20 protein-coding genes are annotated in these 19,426 nt (G+C 72.3%); 7 read left to right on the forward strand and 13 right to left on the reverse strand.

The annotated features are described in order from the left end of the window. Positions 1–33: 33 nt before the first annotated feature. Genes ACIRVK_RS27990 through ACIRVK_RS28000 form a run of 3 tightly spaced genes read right to left on the reverse strand, consistent with a single transcriptional unit; the run spans position 34 to position 3,543 of the window. Positions 34–1,248: an acetyl-CoA C-acetyltransferase gene (locus tag ACIRVK_RS27990; protein WP_404251739.1), complete on the reverse strand. Its 1,215-nt coding sequence runs from the start codon at positions 1,246–1,248 to the stop codon at positions 34–36. 25 nt (positions 1,249–1,273) lie between these two features. Then, a complete protein-coding gene (locus ACIRVK_RS27995; protein WP_404251741.1) occupies positions 1,274–2,416 on the reverse strand; it encodes an acyl-CoA dehydrogenase family protein in 1,143 nt (380 codons plus the stop codon). Further along, positions 2,413–3,543, reverse strand: a complete 1,131-nt coding sequence (locus ACIRVK_RS28000; RefSeq protein ID WP_404251743.1) for a CaiB/BaiF CoA transferase family protein — start codon at positions 3,541–3,543, stop codon at positions 2,413–2,415. The genes ACIRVK_RS27995 and ACIRVK_RS28000 overlap by 4 nt, the downstream gene beginning before the upstream one ends. A 213-nt stretch (positions 3,544–3,756) precedes the next feature. On the opposite strand from ACIRVK_RS28000, the gene ACIRVK_RS28005 reads away from it, so the two are divergent. Beyond that, a complete protein-coding gene (locus ACIRVK_RS28005) occupies positions 3,757–4,935 on the forward strand; it encodes a saccharopine dehydrogenase family protein (protein WP_404251745.1) in 1,179 nt (392 codons plus the stop codon). An 18-nt stretch (positions 4,936–4,953) separates the two neighbouring features. On the opposite strand, the gene mmpA is transcribed toward ACIRVK_RS28005, so the two are convergent. The 4 genes from mmpA to ACIRVK_RS28025 form a co-directional block, all read right to left on the reverse strand. Beyond that, on the reverse strand, positions 4,954–5,106 hold the full coding sequence (gene mmpA, locus ACIRVK_RS28010; RefSeq protein WP_404251747.1) for a morphogenic membrane protein MmpA: 153 nt from the start codon (positions 5,104–5,106) through the stop codon (positions 4,954–4,956). Positions 5,107–5,168: 62 nt separating this feature from the next. Then, on the reverse strand, positions 5,169–5,855 hold the full coding sequence (locus ACIRVK_RS28015; protein ID WP_404251749.1) for an endonuclease V: 687 nt from the start codon (positions 5,853–5,855) through the stop codon (positions 5,169–5,171). 88 nt (positions 5,856–5,943) lie between these two features. After that, positions 5,944–6,282 (reverse strand): plasmid stabilization protein, encoded by a 339-nt coding sequence (locus ACIRVK_RS28020; RefSeq protein WP_404251751.1) that lies wholly within the window; start codon positions 6,280–6,282, stop codon positions 5,944–5,946. A 51-nt stretch (positions 6,283–6,333) separates the two neighbouring features. Further along, the gene (locus ACIRVK_RS28025; protein ID WP_404251753.1) at positions 6,334–7,437 is read right to left on the reverse strand and encodes a WD40/YVTN/BNR-like repeat-containing protein; all 1,104 of its coding nucleotides are present in this window, start codon (positions 7,435–7,437) and stop codon (positions 6,334–6,336) included. A 232-nt stretch (positions 7,438–7,669) separates the two neighbouring features. On the opposite strand from ACIRVK_RS28025, the gene ACIRVK_RS28030 reads away from it, so the two are divergent. Further along, positions 7,670–8,083, forward strand: coding sequence for an SsgA family sporulation/cell division regulator (locus ACIRVK_RS28030; protein WP_404251755.1), 414 nt, complete (start codon positions 7,670–7,672; stop codon positions 8,081–8,083). 4 nt (positions 8,084–8,087) lie between these two features. Here the strand turns inward: ACIRVK_RS28030 and ACIRVK_RS28035 are convergent, their stop codons facing one another. Both ACIRVK_RS28035 and ACIRVK_RS28040 read right to left on the reverse strand, forming a co-directional pair. Continuing rightward, the gene (locus tag ACIRVK_RS28035; protein WP_404251757.1) at positions 8,088–8,918 is read right to left on the reverse strand and encodes an isocitrate lyase/phosphoenolpyruvate mutase family protein; all 831 of its coding nucleotides are present in this window, start codon (positions 8,916–8,918) and stop codon (positions 8,088–8,090) included. Positions 8,919–8,969: 51 nt separating this feature from the next. Continuing rightward, positions 8,970–9,590, reverse strand: coding sequence for a GPP34 family phosphoprotein (locus ACIRVK_RS28040; RefSeq protein ID WP_404251759.1), 621 nt, complete (start codon positions 9,588–9,590; stop codon positions 8,970–8,972). A gap of 309 nt (positions 9,591–9,899) precedes the next feature. Here ACIRVK_RS28040 and ACIRVK_RS28045 point away from each other — a divergent pair, with 309 nt between their 5' ends. The 3 genes from ACIRVK_RS28045 to ACIRVK_RS28055 all read left to right on the forward strand — a co-directional run bounded on the left by ACIRVK_RS28045 (position 9,900) and on the right by ACIRVK_RS28055 (position 13,606). Continuing rightward, positions 9,900–11,540 (forward strand): ABC-F family ATP-binding cassette domain-containing protein, encoded by a 1,641-nt coding sequence (locus ACIRVK_RS28045; protein WP_404251761.1) that lies wholly within the window; start codon positions 9,900–9,902, stop codon positions 11,538–11,540. Positions 11,541–11,639: 99 nt separating this feature from the next. Then, positions 11,640–12,416 carry a dimethylargininase gene (gene ddaH, locus ACIRVK_RS28050; protein WP_404251763.1) on the forward strand — a complete coding sequence of 259 codons (777 nt, stop codon included), beginning with the start codon at positions 11,640–11,642 and terminating at the stop codon, positions 12,414–12,416. A gap of 215 nt (positions 12,417–12,631) precedes the next feature. Continuing rightward, positions 12,632–13,606, forward strand: coding sequence for an acyl-ACP desaturase (locus ACIRVK_RS28055; RefSeq protein ID WP_404251765.1), 975 nt, complete (start codon positions 12,632–12,634; stop codon positions 13,604–13,606). Positions 13,607–13,641: 35 nt separating this feature from the next. Here the strand turns inward: ACIRVK_RS28055 and ACIRVK_RS28060 are convergent, their stop codons facing one another. Further along, a complete protein-coding gene (locus tag ACIRVK_RS28060) occupies positions 13,642–13,890 on the reverse strand; it encodes a WhiB family transcriptional regulator (RefSeq protein WP_404251767.1) in 249 nt (82 codons plus the stop codon). A gap of 222 nt (positions 13,891–14,112) precedes the next feature. Here ACIRVK_RS28060 and ACIRVK_RS28065 point away from each other — a divergent pair, with 222 nt between their 5' ends. Next, on the forward strand, positions 14,113–14,898 hold the full coding sequence (locus ACIRVK_RS28065; RefSeq protein WP_404251848.1) for a VOC family protein: 786 nt from the start codon (positions 14,113–14,115) through the stop codon (positions 14,896–14,898). A 16-nt stretch (positions 14,899–14,914) separates the two neighbouring features. Here ACIRVK_RS28065 and ACIRVK_RS28070 read toward each other — a convergent pair whose 3' ends face one another. Together ACIRVK_RS28070 and ligD are read right to left on the reverse strand one after the other, a co-directional pair. Beyond that, on the reverse strand, positions 14,915–15,949 hold the full coding sequence (locus ACIRVK_RS28070) for a LacI family DNA-binding transcriptional regulator (protein ID WP_404251769.1): 1,035 nt from the start codon (positions 15,947–15,949) through the stop codon (positions 14,915–14,917). A gap of 104 nt (positions 15,950–16,053) precedes the next feature. Further along, a complete protein-coding gene (gene ligD, locus ACIRVK_RS28075; RefSeq protein WP_404251771.1) occupies positions 16,054–17,079 on the reverse strand; it encodes a non-homologous end-joining DNA ligase in 1,026 nt (341 codons plus the stop codon). A gap of 74 nt (positions 17,080–17,153) precedes the next feature. Between ligD and ACIRVK_RS28080 the strand changes: the two genes are divergently transcribed. Continuing rightward, positions 17,154–18,224, forward strand: a complete 1,071-nt coding sequence (locus tag ACIRVK_RS28080) for an ATP-dependent DNA ligase (protein WP_404251773.1) — start codon at positions 17,154–17,156, stop codon at positions 18,222–18,224. A 1-nt stretch (position 18,225) separates the two neighbouring features. On the opposite strand, the gene ACIRVK_RS28085 is transcribed toward ACIRVK_RS28080, so the two are convergent. Further along, the gene (locus ACIRVK_RS28085; protein ID WP_404251775.1) at positions 18,226–19,416 is read right to left on the reverse strand and encodes a zinc-dependent alcohol dehydrogenase; all 1,191 of its coding nucleotides are present in this window, start codon (positions 19,414–19,416) and stop codon (positions 18,226–18,228) included. Between the last annotated feature and the right edge of the window lie 10 nt (positions 19,417–19,426).

The following is a 19,426-nucleotide window of genomic DNA, read 5'->3' on the forward strand; positions in this document are numbered from 1 at the left end:
GAGGGTGTGCTCCGTGTGATCCGTGGGAGGGGGTCAGACGCGCTCGACGACGGTGGCGATGCCCATGCCGCCGCCCACGCACAGGGTGGCGAGGCCGTACCGCTTGTCCTGGCGCTCCAGTTCGTCGACGAGCGTGCCGAGGATCATCGCGCCGGTCGCGCCGAGGGGGTGGCCCAGCGCGATCGCGCCGCCGTTGACGTTGACCTTGTCCAGGGACAGGCCCATGTCGCGCGCGAAGCGCAGGACGACGGCCGCGAAGGCCTCGTTGATCTCCACGAGGTCGATGTCGTCGACGGTCAGCCCGGCCTTGGCGAGCGCCTTGCGGGTGGCGGGCGCGGGGCCGGTGAGCATGATGGTCGGCTCGGAGCCGGAGACGGCGGCGGAGACGATCCGCGCGCGGGGAGTGAGCCCGTACCGCTCGCCGATCTCCTTGGTGCCGATGGCGACCAGGGAGGCGCCGTCGACGATGCCGGAGGAGTTGCCCGCGTGGTGGACGTGGTCGATCCTCTCCACGCAGTGGTACTTCTGCAGGGCGACGGCGTCGAAGCCGCCGAGGTCGCCGATGTCCGCGAAGGACGGCTTCAGCCCCGCGAGGGAGTCGGCCGTGGTGCCGGGGCGCAGGTGCTCGTCGTGGTCGAGGACCGTCAGGCCGCTGCGGTCCTTCACCGGGACGACGCTGCGGTCGAAGCGGCCCTCCTTCCAGGCGGTCGCCGCCCGCTCCTGCGACAGCGCCGCGTACTCGTCGACGTCCCGCCGGGAGAATCCCTCGATGGTGGCGATCAGGTCGGCGCCGATGCCCTGCGGCACGAAGTTGACGGCGAGGTTGGTCATCGGGTCGTTGAACCAGGCGCCGCCGTCGGAGGCCATCGGCACCCGGGACATCGACTCCACGCCGCCCGCGAGGACGAGGTCCTCGAAGCCCGAACGGACCTTGGCGGCGGCCATGTTGACGGCCTCGAGACCCGATGCGCAGAAGCGGTTCTCCTGCACGCCGGCGACGGTGTCCGGCAGGCCCGCGGCGATCGCGGCGATGCGGGCGATGTCGGAGCCCTGGTCGCCGACCGGGCCGACGACGCCGAGCACGATGTCGTCGATGGCCGCCGGGTCCAGGTCCGGGAAGCGGCCGCGGATCTCGTGGATGAGTCCGACGACCAGGTCGATGGGCTTGGTGCCGTGCAGGGCGCCGTTCGCCTTGCCGCGGCCCCGCGGGGTGCGGATCGCGTCGTACACGTACGCTTCGGTGGTCACTTCGAGCGCCTTTCGGGGGTGAGGGTCAGCCCAGCAGGGAACGGCCGATGATCTCCTTCATGATCTCGGTGGTCCCGCCGTAGATGGTCTGGATGCGGCCGTCCGTGAAGGCCCGGGCGACGGGGTACTCGCTCATGTAGCCGTAGCCGCCGTGCAGTTGGAGGCAGCGGTCGGCAACCCGCTTCTGCAGTTCCGTCGCCCACCACTTGGCCATGGAGGCGTGCACGGCGTCGAGTTCCCCCCTCGCGTGATCCTCGATTGAGCGGTCGAGGAAGGTGCGGGTGACGGCGCACTCGGTGGCCATCTCCGCTATTTCGAACCGGACGTGCTGTTTGGTGGCGAGGGGCCGGCCGAAGGCCTCGCGCTCCTTGACGTACTCGGTGGTGATCTCCAGCAGGTGCTCGGCGGCGGTGATCGCGGAGACGGCGATGCTCAGCCGCTCCTGCGCCAGGTTGGTCATCAGGTGGCCGAAGGCGCCGTGCGGCTCGCCGAGCAGGTTCTCCTTGGGCACGCGCACGTCGTGGAAGAACAACTCCGCGGTGTCCTGTGCCTTCTGCCCGATCTTGTCGAGGTTGCGGCCCCGCTCGAATCCCTCCATGCCGCGCTCGACGACCAGCAGCGACAGCCCGCGGGCACCGCCTTCCGGCGTCGTCCTCGTGACGACGATCACCAGGTCGGCGAGGATCCCGTTGGAGATGAACGTCTTGGAGCCGTTCAGCACCCAGTGGTCGCCGCGGTCCTCCGCGCGCGTGCGGATGCCCTGGAGGTCGGACCCGGCGCCCGGCTCGGTCATGGCGATCGCGGTGATCAGCGTGCCGTCGCAGAAGCCGGGCAGCCAGCGCCGCTTCTGCTCCTCGGTGGCGAGCGAGGTCAGGTACGGGCCGATGATGTCGTTGTGCAGGCCGAGGGCGAGTCCGGGCGCACCCGCGCGCGTGAACTCCTCGGCGAGGACGGCGCTGTAGCGGAAGTCGGGGGTGCCCCCGCCGCCGTACTCCTCGGGGACGGCGAGGCCGAGCAGCCCCTGCTTGCCGGCCGCCCGCCAGGCCTCGCGGGAGACGATGCCGTCCTTCTCCCACTGCTCGTAGTACGGCAGCACCTCCCGGGCCAGGAAGGCGCGCACGGTCTCGCGGAACGCGTCGTGCTCGGGGGCGAAGATCTGCCGCTTCATGCCGGCCCTTCCAGGAGATCCGGTACGTCCCACTCGCGCGCCACCTCGGCGGTGTCCGCGCCGGGCCGGGCGGGGCCGGTGCGTACGGCCGTCGGAGTGGCGGAGAACCGGGGCGCGGGCGCCGGCTGGGTGATGCCGCCGTGGTCGGTGAAGGTGCCGCGGGCGGCCAGGTGGGGGTGCCCGGGGGCCTCGCGCAGCGACAGTACGGGCGCCACGCACGCGTCGGAGCCCTCGAAGAGGGCCGTCCACTCGTCGCGGGTACGGGACTTGAAGCGGGCGGCGACGGCCTCGCGCTGCTCGCCCCAGCGGGTCCGGTCCTTGCGGTCACCGGCGTGCTCCGACAGGCCCATCAGGGTCACGAACTCCTCGTAGAACTGCGGCTCCAGGGCGCCGACCGCCATGTACCCGCCGTCGGCCGTCTCGTAGGTGCCGTAGTACGGGCAGCCGCCGTCCAGGAGGTTGGCACCGCGCCGGTCCTGCCAGCCGCCGGCGGCGAGCATGCCGTGGAGCATCGCGGAGAGGTGGGAGGTGCCGTCCACGATGGCCGCGTCGACGACCTGCCCGGCGCCGCCCGCGCGGGCGTGGTGGAGGGCGGCGAGGACGCCGACGACCAGGTAGAGCGAGCCACCCGCGTAGTCGCCGAGGAGGTTGGCGGGGACGGCCGGGGGCCGGTCGGGTTCGCCGATCGTGCCGAGGGTGCCGGTGAGGGCGATGTAGGCGATGTCGTGGCCGGCGCGGTGGGCGAGCGGTCCGTCCTGGCCCCAGCCGGTCATGCGGCCGTAGACGAGCCCCGGGTTGCGGGCCAGGCAGGGTTCCGGGCCCACGCCGAGGCGTTCCGCCACGCCGGGGCGGTAGCCCTCGATGAGGATGTCGGCGCGTCCGGCCAGGTCGAGGACGCGGGTGGGGCCGTCCGGGGACTTCAGGTCGACGATCACCGAGCGCTTGTTGCGGTTGGTGACGTCGTAGGCGGGGTCGATGGCGAGGCCGGCTCCGCCGGGGCGGTCGACGCGGACGACGTCGGCGCCCAGGTCGGCGAGGAGCATGGCGGCGAACGGGCCCGGCCCGATGCCGGCCAGCTCGACCACGCGCACACCGGTGAGCGGCCCCTGTCCTGGCGTCGTCGCCATCCAGCCCCCAGAGGTGGTCTCGGGTATGACACAACTGATGTAACACCAGCGATGCTAGGAACACGTTCCACCGAGCACAAGCCCGAGCGAGCAAGCGCTTGGCCAATTGTCGACGGAGGCCACCGCTCACCGCCGGGGTCCTCGACGGGCTCCGCACTCCTCACGCTAGCCTCGGCCACCGACAACGGCGCGAGCTGTGGACCGAGGGGTGTCATGAGCAGGCTGACCGGGACGGACCGTCCGTACGACATCGTGCTCTTCGGAGCCACCGGCTTCGTCGGGACGCTCACTGCGGAGTATCTCGCCGCGCACGCCCCGGAAGGGCTGCGCTGGGCGATCGCGGGCCGCAGCGAGCGCAAGCTCGAAGAACTGCGTGAGCGGCTGCCCGGCGGCGAGCGGGTCGGGGTGCTGCGCGCGGACGTGGCGGAGCCGGGCTCGGTGCGGGAACTCGCCGAGCACGCGCGCGTGGTGGCGACGACCGTGGGGCCGTACGTGAGCTACGGCGGGGATCTCGTCGCAGCCTGCGCGGACACCGGTGCCGACTACCTGGACCTGACCGGTGAGCCGGAGTTCGTGGACCTGACGTACGTCCGCCACGACGCACGCGCGCGGGAGACCGGTGCGCGGCTGGTGCACGCCTGCGGGTTCGACTCGGTCCCGCACGACCTGGGCGCGTACTTCACGGTGCGGCAGTTGCCGGAGGGGGTGCCGCTGACGGTCGACGGGTTCGTCACCGCCGACGCCACCTTCTCGGGCGGCACGTTCGCGTCCGCGCTCAACCAGTTCGCGCGGCTGCGGCCGATGCTGGCCGCCGAACGCGACCGGCGGCGGCACGAGCCGCGCCTGGTGGGCCGGCGGGCCGTCGCGCCGACGGGCGTGCCGCGGTACGCGAAGGAGGTCGGTGCCTGGGCGCTGCCGCTGCCGACCATCGACCCGCAGATCGTGCACCGCTCGGCGAAGGCGCTGGAGCGCTACGGTCCCGACTTCCGCTACCGCCACTACGCGGCCGTGCGGCGCCTGCCGGTCGCCGTGGGCGGGGTGGCGGCCATGGGCGCGCTCGTCACCGCGGCCCAACTGCCGCCCGCCAGGCGCTGGTTGTCGGACCGGCTCAAGCCCGGTGACGGGCCGGGCGCCGAGAAGCGGGCGAAGAGCTGGTTCTCGGTCCGCTTCGTGGGCGAGGGCGGTGGCCGACGGGTGTTCACGGAGGTCGCGGGCGGCGACCCCGGCTACGACGAGACGGCCAAGATGTTCGCCGAGTCGGCGCTGTCCCTGGCCTTCGACGACCTCCCCGAGACGGCCGGCCAGGTCACCACGGCGGTCGCGATGGGCGACGCCCTGACCGAGCGTCTGCGCCGGGCCGGCATCACCTTCCGGGTGGCCGCCGAGCGCTGAACCGCCGGTGAACCGTCCCTACAGCGACCACCCGGCGACCGTGTAGATCATCCCGGCTATCCACCCCAGCCCCGCCAGCACGGCGAGCACCAGAGCGGCCGTCACGGCACGCTCGACAGGGCGGTTCGGGTCGGCGAGGGGCTTGGAGGCGCGGGCGCGGTGCGTCGTCATGCGGGCAAGACTGCCGATCTGGGGCGCGCGTCCACATCCGTACGGGTACTCAGTCCGGGTACTCAGGCCGCCGCCCGCAGAGCCCTGCGGCACAGGGCGTCCGCTCTGCGGGTCGTCTCCGGGAGGCGGTAGGCGGGGGTCAGGGCGAGGACGTGGGCGCAGGCGTTGTCGAGGGAGGTGCGGTGTCCGACGGAGACGAAGACCGGCTTCACGGACTCCCGGGTGCGCAGGGCGCGGCCGACCTCCTCGGCTCCGGCGAGGAGCGGCGAGGCGCTGCCGCGCGGGGCGGGCGGGTCGTCGTAGGTGAAGGTGAAGGGGTTCTTGGCGACGCCGATGGTAGGCAGGCCGGTCAGCACGCCGAGGTGGGCGGCGAGGCCGAAGCGGCGGGGGTGGGCGCGGCCGTAGCCGTCGCAGACGACGAGGCCCGGCGGGCACGGCAGGGTGTCCAGGGCGGCGAGGACCGTGGGGAGTTCACGGAAGGCGAGCAGGCCGGGCACGTACGGGAAGGAGACGCGGCCGACGGCGGTGGCCTCCGCGACGACCTCCAGGGTCGCGGCGTCGAGGACCACCGCCGCCGCGGCGACGACGTCCCGCTCGTCGTCGTACGCCACGTCCACGCCCGTCACATGGCCCGTGCCGGGCGGGGGGCCCGGCTCGTCGAGCGCCACCCGGGCCCGCAACTCGTCCTGGACGGCGCGGGCCTGCTCCTCGGTGGTGGGCCAGTCCGGCGGGACGCGTACGGTCGTCATGATGGGACGAGCGTACGTCCCGGGCCGGGCGCAGTACGCTCGCGATCATGTTCGTACTGGGGAGACGAACGGCTGAACCTTCTCGGCCTCAGCCCTTCTTCGAGTCCAGCGCGCGCTGCAGCTGGTCCTTGTTCATGTGGGAACGGCCTTCGATGCCGCGCTGCTTGGCCTCGTTGTACAGCTGGTCCCGGGTCGGCCCCTGGGAGCCGGTCCGGTTGCCCGACCGCTGGCCGCCGCGCTTGCTGGAGGACATGTCCTTGGTCGAGCTGCGGCTGGCGGTCTTCGACTCGCCGGAGCGGGCCCGTTCCTTGTTGACCGTCCGGGCCGCGATCTCCTTGGCGCGTCCGGTGCTCTCGCCACGGTCCTCGGCGCTCTTCTTGATGTGCTCGTACTGGCGCTCACGCTTGGAGCTGGAGCCTGCGGGCATGGTTGCTCACTCCTTTCGCAGTCGGCGGCCGGGTACCCGCATTCCGGTACCTCACCGCTCCAGGCGTGCCACCCGCCCCTGCTCCCCGGCCGCCCAGCAGCCGAGGTCGGCGGCGCAGTCCACGGTGTCGTACGAGCCGGTGTCGACGGTCCGCCAGGTGCGGCCGCCGTCCGTCGTGAGGTCGGTGCCGGTGGGGCCGACGGCGAGGGCGGCGGCGCGGCTGTGCGGGAGCCAGGCGGCACCGGAGCGGTAGGCGGACGGCGGCTGGGCGGCCGGCTGCCAGGTGCGGCCGCCGTCGTCCGTGCGGGCCGCGGCCTGCGGCGAGGCCTGGTCGGCGCGGTAGTCGCCGCCGACGGCGAGGCCGTGGGTGCGGTCGCGGAAGGCGAGCGCGAAGACGCCCTTGGCGGGGTCGCCCGCCGGAATCGCCGTGTCGGCGGCCGTCCAGGTCAGCCCGCGGTCGCCGGAGTGCAGCACGCGCGCGCGGGCGCCGCCTCCGGTGGCCAGCCACACGTCGGACGGGCCGGAGGCGACCAGGCACTGGCCGCTCGCCGCGAAGCCCGCCTCGCCGTCGAGGGCGGCCGGCATGCCCTGGTTCGGGAGCACCTTCCAGGAGCGGCCGCCGTCACCGGTCGACAGGATGCGGAACCTGCCGTCCACGGGGTCGCTCACGGCGAGGCCGTGACGGCGGTCGAAGAAGGTCAGACAGTCGTAGAACGCGTTCGGATCGGTGTTGCGGAAGGACTCGGTCCAGCTCGTGCCGCCGTCCTCGGTGCGGTAGACCCGGGAGGCCTCGCCCTCACCGATGGCCAGCACCACGGCCCGCCGGGCGTCGAACGCCTCGATGTCCCGGAACTGCAGATCGGCGGCGCCGGGCGGCGAGACGTCGTGCCAGCTCGCCCCGCCGTCGGTGGTGCGCAGGACCGTGCCCTTCGTCCCGGCCACCCACGCGGTGTCCCGGCCCACCGCGGACAGCCCACGGAAGCGGACGTCGGGCGTACCGGTGTCCTTGAGCACCCAGTGCGGCGCCCCGTGCCGCGACGGCTGCGCCTGCGCGGGTACGGCGGTCAGGGCCGCCAGCGCGGCCGAACACACCGCCCCCGCCGCCACCGTACGAAACGTCCGCCTCACCTGTCGCGTCTTCGCCAAGCGCCTCATGGCGGGCGAAGCTAGCCGACCGGCCGGACGCCGTCCAGAGGGCTGTGCGGCCGCAAGTGGCCGTCGGTGCACGGGAGGTGGGCCCCGTCACTTCTGTGAATGAACGCGGTGACAGAGGTCACTAGAAAAGGGTGTGCACGGATGGGCTGGTTCCTGCGTCTTCAGCAGTGTCCGGCCAGATCCGTCGCGAGGGCCCGTCCAGCCGTCACAGCCGTCACAAGGGAGCAAGGCGTTGTCCACCCTCATCGAGCAGCCCGTCGAGGCCCGCCTCGTGGCCGCCGCGCCACGTATGCCGAGCATCCCCGCCACCCTGCGCTACGACCGCCGCGATCCGTTCGCGGTTCGCATGAGCTTCCCCGCCCCGGCCACCCTGGAGGGCGTGGAGGTCTGTTGGACGTTCGCGCGCGAACTCCTCGCCGCCGGCCTCGAGGAGCCCGAGGGGCACGGCGACGTACGGGTGCGGCCCTACGGCTACGACCGGACCGTGCTGGAGTTCCACGCCCCCGAGGGGACGGCCGTCGTGCACGTCCGCTCGGAGGAGGTACGGCGGTTCCTCGGCGCGGCCAACGAGATGGTGCCGGTGGGCCGGGAACACCTGCAGCTGGACCTCGATCACGACCTCGCGGAACTGATGCGGGACGCCTGAGCGGTCAACTCCTCGCGCCCAGCAGGGCGTTGAACTCGCCGTGGTCGAGTCCGCCGGCCAGTGCCCCGTAGGTGCCCGTCGTCAACAGCTCCCGTGCGGCACGGCGCACCAGGGCGTGGGCGGCCAGGGCCAGTGAGGAGCCGGTGCTCACGCGGGCGACGCCCAGCGAGGCCAGTTCCGCCACGGACGGCGTGGCGGGACCGGCCAGCACGTTGAGCGGCCCGTCGATGCCGTCGACGAGGAGCTTCACCGTGGCCGGGTCGGCGGCTCCGGGGACGAAGATCCCGTCCGCGCCGGCGGCGAGGAAGGCCGCGGCGCGTTCCAGGGTGGGGGCGACTTCCGCCGGGCCCCTGAGGTAGGTGTCGATCCGGGCGTTGACGAACAGGGGCAGCCCGGCCGCGTCGGCGGCCGCGCGGACGGCGGCGATCCGCTGCGACTGTTCGGCGACGGGGCGCAGCGCGGGTCCCCCCGGCTCGTACAGCGCGTCCTCGATGTTCACGCCGACCGCGCCCGCGTCGACGACCGCGCGGACCGTCTCGGCCAGGCCGGTCGCGTCCGCCGCGTAGCCGCTCTCGATGTCCGCGCTGACCGGCACGCCGACCGCCGCGGCGATGCGGGCGACGGCGGTGAGGGCCGTGTCCCGGTCCAGGCGGTCGCCGTCCGGGACGCCGAGCGTCCAGGCGAGACCCGCGCTGGTGGTCGCGACGGCCGCGGCACCCGCGTCCTCGACGACGCGGGCACTGGCGGCGTCCCAGGCGTTGGGCAGGACCAGCGGGCTGCCGGGGACGTGGAGGGAGCGGAAGGCCAGGGCGCGCTCGCGCGAAGTCGTCGTCATGTCGCTCACCCAACCAGCGGTCGCCCGGCGGGGGCTGGCGGGAATCCGACGTCAACGTGGGACGGGTGCCAGGGCCGAGCACAGCGCGTCGAGGATCGCGCCGATCCCGGTGCGCTCGACCAGCTCCCCGACGCGCTCCTTGTGGCGTTCGCGGTCCCCGTCGGGAAGCAGTGCGGGCAGCTCGGCGGCGACCGCGAGGGCCACGGCGGCCGCCTCCCGCTCGGAGACCTCCGCGACCGGCACGGGCCCCTCCAGGACCCGGCGTGCCTCGTCCCGCAGCGCCTCCAGGACGGCCGTGCTCTCGAGGACGTGCGCCACGCTCGGGAAGACGCCGAGGACCCGCTTCCTCTCCGCCCGCAGCCGGCCGTCGGCGGTGAGCTGCTCGCGTACCGCGTCGGACGTCACGCGCGCGTGCAGCGTCACCCAGGTCCGCCAGCGGTGCGGCCGGGACTCCCGGACGAGTTCCAGGAGCCCGTCGAGGACCGGGTCCGCGACGAGGGTGTCCATGTCGGACGGCGTGGCGATGCCGTCCTCGTCGGTGAGCAGGCCGCGCAGGGCCAGCTCGGTGAGGGCGCCGGCCCGCACCAGGTGGGCGGCGTCCATGGCCTCGGGCGTGGTGTCCCAGGCCAGCAGGCACAGGCGGGCCGGGAGCGAGAGCGGACCGTGCGGCACGAGGTCTCCTTGGTGCGGTGCGAGGGAGGGCACGTTAATGCGTTGACAGTGCCCGCCGGCCCTCCTACGGTGTACAGCGGTTCTGTTGCCGTCGACAGGAGAAGGACGTTGCTCCTCTGAGGTCTTGAGACACCGCGTCACACACCTGAGGTGTGTGCGCCGTGCGCGACCTCGGCAGTCGAGCCGTCCCGACGGAGCAGGGCCTTCTTCCTTGCCGTTCCTCCCTTCGGGTTCCGCCTTTCGCTCGTGGTCGCGGGTGTCTCGATACGCGTTTGCCCCTGACCGCACCAAGCAACCGCGAGGCCCCGTATGTCTTCATCCATCACCTGTACCTCCCTGTCCTTCTCCTGGCCCGACGGCAGCCCCGTCCTGGAGGGACTGGACGTCGCCTTCGGCCCGGGCAGGACCGGCCTGGTCGGCGTCAACGGGTCGGGAAAGTCCACCCTGTTGAAGCTGATCGCCGGTGAACTCACCCCGTCCGACGGCCTCGTGCGCGTCACCGGCGAGGTCGGGCACCTTCCGCAGAACGTCACGCTCGACACGCGGCTGCGCGTCGACGAGGCGCTCGGCATCGCCGCCAAGCGGACCGCGCTGCACGCCATCGAGGCGGGTGACGTGGCCGAGGAGCACTTCGAGACGCTCGGCGACGACTGGGACGTGGAGGAGCGCGCGCTCGCCACGCTCGGCGAACTCGGGCTCGGCCACATCCAGTTGGACCGCACCATCGGCGAGGTCTCCGGCGGCGAGTCGGTGCTGCTGCGCCTGGCGGCCCTGTTGCTGCGCCGCCCGGACGTCCTGCTCCTGGACGAGCCGACCAACAACCTCGACCTGTACGCGCGCAGGCGGCTGTACGCGGCCGTGTCCGCGTGGCCCGGAGTCATGGTGGTGGTCAGCCACGACCGCGAACTCCTGGACCTGGTCCACCAGATCGCCGACCTGCACTCCGGAGAGGTCACCTGGTACGGCGGCAACTTCTCCGCCTACGAGGAGGCGCTGGCGGTCGAGCAGGAGGCGGCCGAGCGGATGGCGCGCGTCGCCGAGGCCGACTTCCGCAAGCAGAAACGCGAACTGGCCGACGCCCAGGTCAAACTGGCGCGCCGCAAACGCTACGGGCAGAAGATGTGGGACCAGAAGCGGGAGCCGAAGATCGTCATGGGGGCGCGCAAGCGGGCGGCGCAGGAGTCCGCGGGCAAGCACCGCCTGCTGCACGAGGAGCGGCTCAGCGAGGCGAAGGAACGGCTCGACGAGGCGGTGGAGGCCGTGCGGGACGACGACGAGATCCGCGTCGACCTGCCGTACACGGCCGTACCGCCGGGCCGTACCGTCCTCACACTGATGGACCTGGAGCTCGCGTACGGCGCGCGCGTGGCCGGGGGCCTCGACCTGCGCGGCCCGGAGCGGGTGGCGCTGATCGGACGCAACGGCGCCGGCAAGACGACGCTGCTGCGGACGATCGCCGGGGAGCTGGCGCCGGTGTCGGGCGAGGCGCACGCGCACGTGCCGCTGCGTTTCCTGCCGCAGCGTCTCGACGTCCTCGACGGCGAGCTGTCGGTCGCCGAGAACGTGGCCCGGTTCGCGCCGGGCGCCACCAACAACCGGGTCCGGGCGCGCCTTGCCCGCTTCCTGTTCCGGGGCGCCCGGGCCGACCAGAAGGCGGCGACGCTGTCCGGCGGCGAGCGCTTCCGGGCGGCCCTGGCGGCCCTGATGCTGGCCGAACCGGCGCCGCAGCTGCTGATGCTGGACGAGCCGACGAACAACCTCGACATGGCGAGCGTCCGGCAGCTGACCACGGCCCTGGAGTCGTACGAGGGGGCGCTGGTCGTGGCCAGTCACGACCTGCCGTTCCTGGAGTCCGTCGGCATCACCAGGTGGCTGCTGCTCGACGGCGAGCTGCGGGAGACGACGCCCGAGGAGGTGGGGCGGCCCGGTCTCGGCAGGAGCACAGCCTGACCACGGGGGTTTTGCCCGCGCGGATCCGGCCCGCATGATGGTGGACCGGGCCCCGATCACGGGGCCCGGTCCACTGTCCCGCCGATACGGAGTCCCGTCGTGCCCAGCAAGAAGGCCCTCGTCCGCCGCCCCAGCCCGCGCCTCGCCGAAGGTCTGGTGACGCACATCGAGCGGGAGAAGGTCGACGCGGACCTCGCCGTGGAGCAGTGGGAGGCGTACGTCGAGGCGCTGCGGGCGCACGGCTGGGAGACGGTCGAGGTGGACCCGGCCGACGACTGCCCCGACTCGGTGTTCGTCGAGGACACGGTCGTCATGTACAAGAACGTCGCGCTGATCACCCGGCCCGGCGCCGAGTCGCGGCGCGAGGAGACCATCGGCGTCGAGGAGGCCGTGGCCCGGCTCGGCTGCTCGGTGAACTGGATCTGGGAGCCGGGCACGCTGGACGGCGGTGACGTGCTGAAGATCGGCGACACGATCTACGTCGGCCGGGGCGGACGCACCAACGCGGCCGGCGTGCAGCAACTGCGCGCCGCCTTCGAACCGCTCGGCGCCCGGGTCGTCGCCGTGCCGGTGAGCAAGGTGCTGCACCTGAAGTCGGCGGTCACCGCGCTGCCGGACGGTACGGTCATCGGGCACATCCCGAAGGTCGACCGGCCCTCGCTGTTCCCGCGCTTCCTGTCGGTGCCGGAGGAGGCCGGCGCCCATGTGGTGCTGCTCGGCGGCGACAAGCTGCTGATGGCGGCGAGCGCGCCGAAGACGGCGGAACTCCTCACCGACCTCGGCTTCGAGCCGGTGCTGGTGGAGATCGGCGAGTTCGAGAAGCTCGAGGGCTGTGTGACGTGCCTCTCGGTGCGGCTGCGGGAGCTGTACGCCTGACGGGTGATCCACTCCCTCGTCAGGCCCCCGGACCTGTGTGTCCTGGGGCCATGCGACGATCCGGCGGAGATCTTCGACCAGGGCTTGATCAGGAATGTTTACAACGGGCTTAACCTACGGTTTCGTAACCTACGGATTCGTAGCCTACGATTCCGTAGGTTCCGGCCCGCTCGCCGGTCCGTCCCTTTCCTGTCGTGCGTCCCCCTGGAGTTCCCGTGACGATTACTTCCCCGCACCTCGGCAGCCCCGCCGTCTGGACCGACGCCCGGCTGCTGTACGCCCTGGAGGAAGTGGTCGAGCAGGAACTCAACCGGCACCTGAAGGTCGCCAAGGACTGGATGCCGCACGAGTACGTGCCGTGGTCGGACGGCCGTAACTTCCCGGGCCTGTTCGAGGACGGCGAGGCCTGGGACAAGGAGCAGTCGAAGGTCACGGAGATCGGCCGCATCGCGCTCGTGGTGAACCTGCTGACGGAGGACAACCTCCCCAGCTACCACCACGAGATCGCCTCGCTCTTCGGCCGCGACGGCGCCTGGGGCACCTGGGTGCACCGCTGGACGGCCGAGGAGGGCCGGCACGGCATCGTCATGCGCGACTACCTGCTCGCCTCGCGCGCGGTGGACCCGGACAAGCTCGAGCAGTTCCGCATGGCCCACATGAGCGAGGGCTTCGAGTCCGACAACCGGCACTCCATGCTGCACTCGGTCGCCTACGTCGCCTTCCAGGAGCTCGCGACCCGTATCTCGCACCGCAACACCGGGCACCAGTCCGGCGACCCGGTCTGCGACCGCATGCTGACGCGCATCGCGACCGACGAGAACCTGCACATGGTCTTCTACCGCAACCTTCTCAAGGCCGCGTTCGAGCTCGCCCCCGACCTCACGATGCAGGCCGTGCGGGACGTGGTCGTGAACTTCCGCATGCCGGGTCACGGCATGCCCGGCTTCGAGCGCTTCGCCGCCCAGATGGCCATCGGCGAGGTCTACAACCTGCGCATCCACCACGACGACGTCCTGCAGCCGGTGCTGCGCTTCCTGAAGGTCCTGGACATCGACGGCCTCGGCCCCGAGGGCCGCCAGGCCCAGGAGGAACTCGGGATGTTCATGGGCGGTCTGGACGCCGAGGCGCTGAAGTTCGACGAGAAGCTGGCGGCGCGCAAGGCACGGATGGCGGCACGGGCCGGCGCCTGACGGCGTCCGGGCGGGGGGCTCGCGGCACCCTCGGATCACCGGTTGTCGAGCCGCCTGAGTTCCAGCCGCTCCTTCTCCGACAGCCCGCCCCACACGCCGAACCGTTCGTCGTTGCGCAGCGCGTACTCCAGGCACGCCGGGCGCATCTCGCACATACCGCAGATGCGCTTCGCCTCGCGTACCGAGCTGCCCGGCTCGGGGAAGAAGAACTCCGCCCCGGTCTGCGCGCACAGCGCCTGGGCCCGCCAGTCGAGGCCGGCCGGGGTGATCGTGTCGATGTGCATGGACGGGATCGTGCCGGGCGGCGAAAAACGTTCGATCAACGCGCGATCAACGGCGCCGCGCACGGCCGCCGCCACCCGATGGTGGCGTGCCGGCACCGCGGGGCGCACGGCGGCGCGCGGAAGGGCGTGGAAGTGCGGGGGAACCGGCTCCGGCAGCGATTGTCAGTGGGGGGTGCAAGACTCGGCAGAGCAGACAACGGGACCCTTCCGAGGAGGGCGATGATGCTCACCACCCGTTTCGTCAACGGCGCTCCCAACTGGCTCGACGTCGGCACCTCCGACATCGACGGCGCCGCTTCCTTCTACGCCGGTCTGTTCGGCTGGACGTTCCAGTCGGCGGGCCCGGACGCCGGTGGATACGGCTTCTTCCAGTTGGACGGGAAGACCGTGGCCGGCGGCATGCAGACGACGACCGAGCAGGGTCCGCCCGCCTGGACGGTCTACTTCCAGAGCGCGGACGCCGAGGCCACCGCGAAGGCCGCCGAGCAGGCGCACGGCAGCGTGCTCGTGCCGCCCATGGACGTGATGGGCGAGGGGCACATGGCGATCCTGGCCGACAAGGCGAGCGTGCCGTTCGGCATCTGGCAGCCCGGCCGGACGAAGGGCATCGACAGGGCGAACGAGGCGGGCGCCCTGTCCTGGGTCGAGCTCTACACCCCCGACATCGCCGCGGCCGCCTGGTTCTACCACGAGACGCTCGGCCTGGAGACGGCGGCGGTGCCCTTCCCGGGCGGCACGTACACCACCGTCAACCCGGCGGGGGGCGGCGAGGACTCGATGTTCGGCGGCATCGTGCCGCTGAGCGACGACCCGTCGGAGGACAGCGCCTACTGGCTCCCGTACTTCGAGGTCACCGACACGGACGCGACGGTCGACAGGGCCCGGGAACTGGGCGGCACCGTCCGCGTCCCCGCCACGGACATCGAGGGTGTGGGCCGGTTCGCGAAGCTGGCCGACCCGTACGGCGCCCGCTTCGCCGTCATCAGGAGCGCACCCCCGCAGGCATAGCCACAGGGGCCGGGGGTTACGCCGAGGCTCGCCGTACCAGCGTCGTCGGCAGTACGACACCGGGCGGCGCGCCTCTCCCCTGGTCGGCTCCTCGGTGCCCGAGACGGCGCAGCAGCAGCCGTGCCATCAACCGCCCCATCTCCTCGATGTCCTGACGGACCGTCGTGAGCGGCGGATCCGTCTGCTCGGCGACCGGCAGCATGTCGTCGAACCCGATCACGGCCACGTCCTCGGGCACCCGCCGCCCGCGCTCCCGCAGCACCCGCAACGCGCCGGCGGCGGAGAGGTCGTTCGCGGCGAAGACGGCGTCCACGTCCGGGTGCCGCTCAAGGAGTTCCCGCATCGCCCGTTCCCCGCCGGCCGGGGTGAAGTCGCTCTCCACGACCAGCCCCGGGTCGGCGTCGCCCATGACGTCCCGGAAGCCGTCGAGCCGGTCCGCCGCGGAGGTCTGGTCGAGGGGGCCGGAGATGTGCGCGACGCGGGTGCGCCCGAGGGCCACGAGGTGACGTACGGCCTCGCGGGCCCCGCCCCGGTTGTCGCTGTCGACGTACTCGGCGTCGCCCCGTCCCTCGCCCCAGCCGGGCCGGCCGCCGAACACGGTCGGCACCCCGGCGTGCTGTATCAGCCCGGGCAGCGGGTCGTCGAGGTGCAGGGAGAAGACGAGCGCGCCGTCGACATGGCCGCCGGCGAGGTAGCGGCCGACGCGCGCGTGGTCGTCGCGCCCCTCGGTGAGCAGCAGCACCAGCTGGTTGTCGTGCGCCGTCAACTCCTTGCTGATGCCGCGCAGTTGCAGGGCGAAGAAGGGGTCGGCGAAGACGCGGGTCTCCGGTTCGGCGATGACCACGGCGACCGCGTCGTGCCGCCTGGTGACCAGGCTCCGGGCGGCCTGGTTGGGCACGTACCCGAGTTCCTCGACGGCGCGCCGCACCCGCGCGACCAGCGGCTCCCGCACCCCGTCCGCACCGTTGACCACCCGGGACACGGTCGCCCGCGACACCCCGGCCCGGGCGGCCACGGCCTCCAACGTGGGACGCGGCGCTGTGTCGGTCACTTCGGGCTCCTCACCTGCGGGTGCGGATCAGGATAGCTCCGGCCGTCCGACCACGTGAGAGCGCTCTCGGTTCGGCGCAACGGCTTTCAGGAACGACTGCCCGATCAGGCGCCCGCGGACCCGTCCTTCCTCGCCCGGCTCGGCTGAACCCGCTTGGGCTCCCCCGGCATCTTGGGGTATTCCGGTGGGTACGGCAGGTCGCCGAGGCCGTGGTCGTGTTCGTCGCGGCGGGCCAGTTCCAGCAGGGGCTCCAGGGAGTAGCGGTGGTCGTCCATGTCCGCGTGCACGTCGCCGAGTTCGGCGAAGCGCGCGGGCATCGTGGCGATGTCGAAGTCCCGGGGGTGCGCGACGCCGACCTCCTCCCAGCGCAGGGGCGCGGAGACGGGGGCGTGCGGGCGGGGGCGTACGGAGTAGGCGGAGGCGATGGTGCGGTCGCGGGCGGTCTGGTTGTAGTCGATGAAGATCTTCTCGCCCCGCTCCTCCTTCCACCACTTGATCGTCACGTGGTCCGGCATCCGGCGTTCCAGTTCGCGGCCCACGGCGATGGCGGCGCGACGCACCTGGGTGAAGGTCCAGCGCGGTTCGATCGGCACGAAGACGTGCAGGCCGCGGCCGCCCGAGGTCTTGGGGAAGCCGGTGAGGCCGCCGAACTCATCGAGGACGGCCCGTAGTTCGTGAGCGGCGCGGACGGCGTCGTCGTAGTCGGTGCCGGGCTGGGGGTCGAGGTCGATGCGGAGTTCGTCGGGGCGGTCCACGTCGTCGCGGCGCACCGGCCAGGGGTGGAAGGTGAGCGTGCCGAACTGGGCGGCCCACAGCACGGCGGCCTCCTCGGTGGGGCACATCTCGTCGGCGCTGCGGCCGCTGGGGAAGGTGATGTGGGCGGTCGGGATCCAGTCGGGCATGTTCTTCGGCGCGCGCTTCTGGAAGAAGGACTCGCCGGTCACGCCCTCGGGATAGCGCTCCAGGGTGGTGGGGCGGTCGCGCAGGGCGCGCAGGATGCCGGGGCCGACGGCGATGTAGTACCGGGCGAGGTCCAGCTTGGTGAAACCGCGCTCGGGGAAGAAGACCTTGTCCGGGCTGGAAAGCCGGACCGTGCGGCCGCCCGCCTCCAGTTCCACCGCTGCACCCATGCGGCCACGGTAGGCGCACCGCGCACACCTCGCACACCGGGCGAGAGGTGATGTGAGCGCGCAGAATCGGACTCATGGATCTGCCGGTGATGCCGCCCGTGAAGCCGATGCTCGCCAAGTCGGTGGCGAAGATCCCGCCGGGCATGCAGTACGAGGCCAAGTGGGACGGGTTCCGGGCGATCGTGTTCCGCGACGGCGCCGAGGTCGAGCTGGGCAGCCGTACCGGAAAACCGCTGACCAGGTACTTCCCGGAGCTGGTGGCGGCGCTGCGGGAGCGGGTGCCGCAGCGGTGCGTAGTGGACGGGGAGATCGTCATCGCCCGCGAGGGACGGCTCGACTTCGACGCGCTGACCGAGCGCATCCACCCGGCGGACTCCCGGGTGCGGATGCTCGCCGAGCGGACCCCCGCGTCGTTCGTGGCCTTCGACCTCCTCGCGCTGGGGGACGAGGCGCTGACGGACGTGGAGCTGACCGACCGGCGGGCGCTGCTGGCCAGGGCACTGGACGGCGTGACCCCGCCGGTCCATCTCGCGCCGGCGACGACCGACATAGAGGTGGCACAGAGCTGGTTCGAACAGTATGAGGGGGCCGGTCTCGACGGCGTCATCGCCAAGCCGCTCACCCTGCGCTACCGCCAGGACGAGCGCGCCATGTTCAAGATCAAGCACGAGCGGACGGCGGACGTCGTGGTGGCGGGCTACCGCTGGCACAAGAGCGGGCCCGTCGTCGGTTCGCTGCTGCTCGGGCTCTACGACGACGAGGGCCGCCTGCAGCACGTGGGCGTGTCCGCGGCCTTCCCGATGAGACAGCGGGCCGAGCTGGTCGCGGAACTGGAGCCGCTGAAGATGGACGACGTCGTGGGGCATCCCTGGGCGGCCTGGTCCGAGGAGGCGGCGCACGAGACGGCCCGGCTGCCGGGGGCACCGAGCCGCTGGTCGGGCAAGAAGGACCTGTCGTGGGTGCCGCTGCGGCCGGAGCGGGTGGTCGAGGTGGCGTACGACCACATGGAGAACGGGGCCCGCTTCCGGCACACCGCCCGCTTCCGCCGCTGGCGCCCGGACCGGACCCCGGAGAGCTGCACCTACGCCCAGCTGGAGGAGCCGGTGCGCTATGACCTGGACGAGATCCTCGGCTCCCCCGGCTGACTCAGGGCCGCATCAGCACCTTCACGGCGCCGTCCTGCTTCTTCTGGAACATCTCGTACGCGTGGGGCGCCTCGGTGAGCGGCACGTGGTGGGTGGCGAAGTCGTCGACGCCGAGCCGGTCCTCGTCGGTCAGGTACGGCATGATGTCGTCGCTCCAGCGGCGCACGTTGGCCTGGCCCATGCGGATCTGGACCTGCTTGTCGAACAGGGTCAGCAGGGGCAGCGGGTCGGCCATGCCGCCGTAGACACCGGTGAGCGAGAGGGTGCCGCCGCGGCGCACCAGGTCGATCGCGGTGTAGAGGGCGGCGAGCCGGTCGACGCTGAAGCGCTCGGCGAAGGGGCCGCTGAGTTTGCGCGGCAGCAGGGTCGAGGCCTGCTGGGCGAGGCGGGCGGCCACGCTGCCGTGCGCCTCGGTGCCGACCGCGTCGATCACGGCGTCGGGACCGCGTCCGTCGGTCTCGTCACGGATCGCCTCGACCAGTTCCTTCTCGCTGTCGAAGTTCCTCAGGTTGTACGTCTCCACGCCCCGCGCACGGGCCCGGCGCAGCCGGTCGCTCACCAGGTCCACGCCGAACACCCGCCCGGCGCCGCGCTCCTGGGCCACCCGGCAGGCCATGTCGCCGATCGGTCCGAGCCCCAGCACGGCGACGCTGCCGCCCTCCGGAACGCCCGCGTACTCGACCGCCTGCCAGGCGGTGGGCAGCACGTCGGAGAGGTAGACGAACCGGTCGTCCGGCGGGCCCTCGGGCACCTTGATCGGGCCGAACTGGGCCTGCGGGACGCGCAGGTACTCGGCCTGGGCGCCCGGCACGGCACCGTAGAGCCGGGTGTAGCCGAACAGGGCGGCGCCCATGCCCTCGCTGGTGACCTGGGTGGTCTCGCACTGGGTGGGCAGCCCGGTCAGGCACATCCAGCAGTTGCCGCAGGCGATCTGGAACGGCACCACCACCCGGTCGCCCGCCGCGAGGTCCGGCACCCCGGGGCCCACCTCCTCGACGATGCCCATGGGTTCGTGTCCGAGGATGTCGCCCGGTGTCATGAACGGGGTGAGGACCTCGTACAGATGCAGGTCGGAGCCGCACAGTCCCGAGGACGTGACGCGGATGATCGCGTCGGTCGGCTCCTGGATCTTCGGATCGGGCACGTCCTCCACCCGTACGTCCCGCTTGCCCTGCCAGGTCACAGCCTTCATCGCGTGGTGC

The sequence above is a fragment of the Streptomyces sp. NPDC101152 genome (assembly GCF_044768275.1).
Classification (GTDB): Bacteria; Actinomycetota; Actinomycetes; order Streptomycetales; family Streptomycetaceae; genus Streptomyces.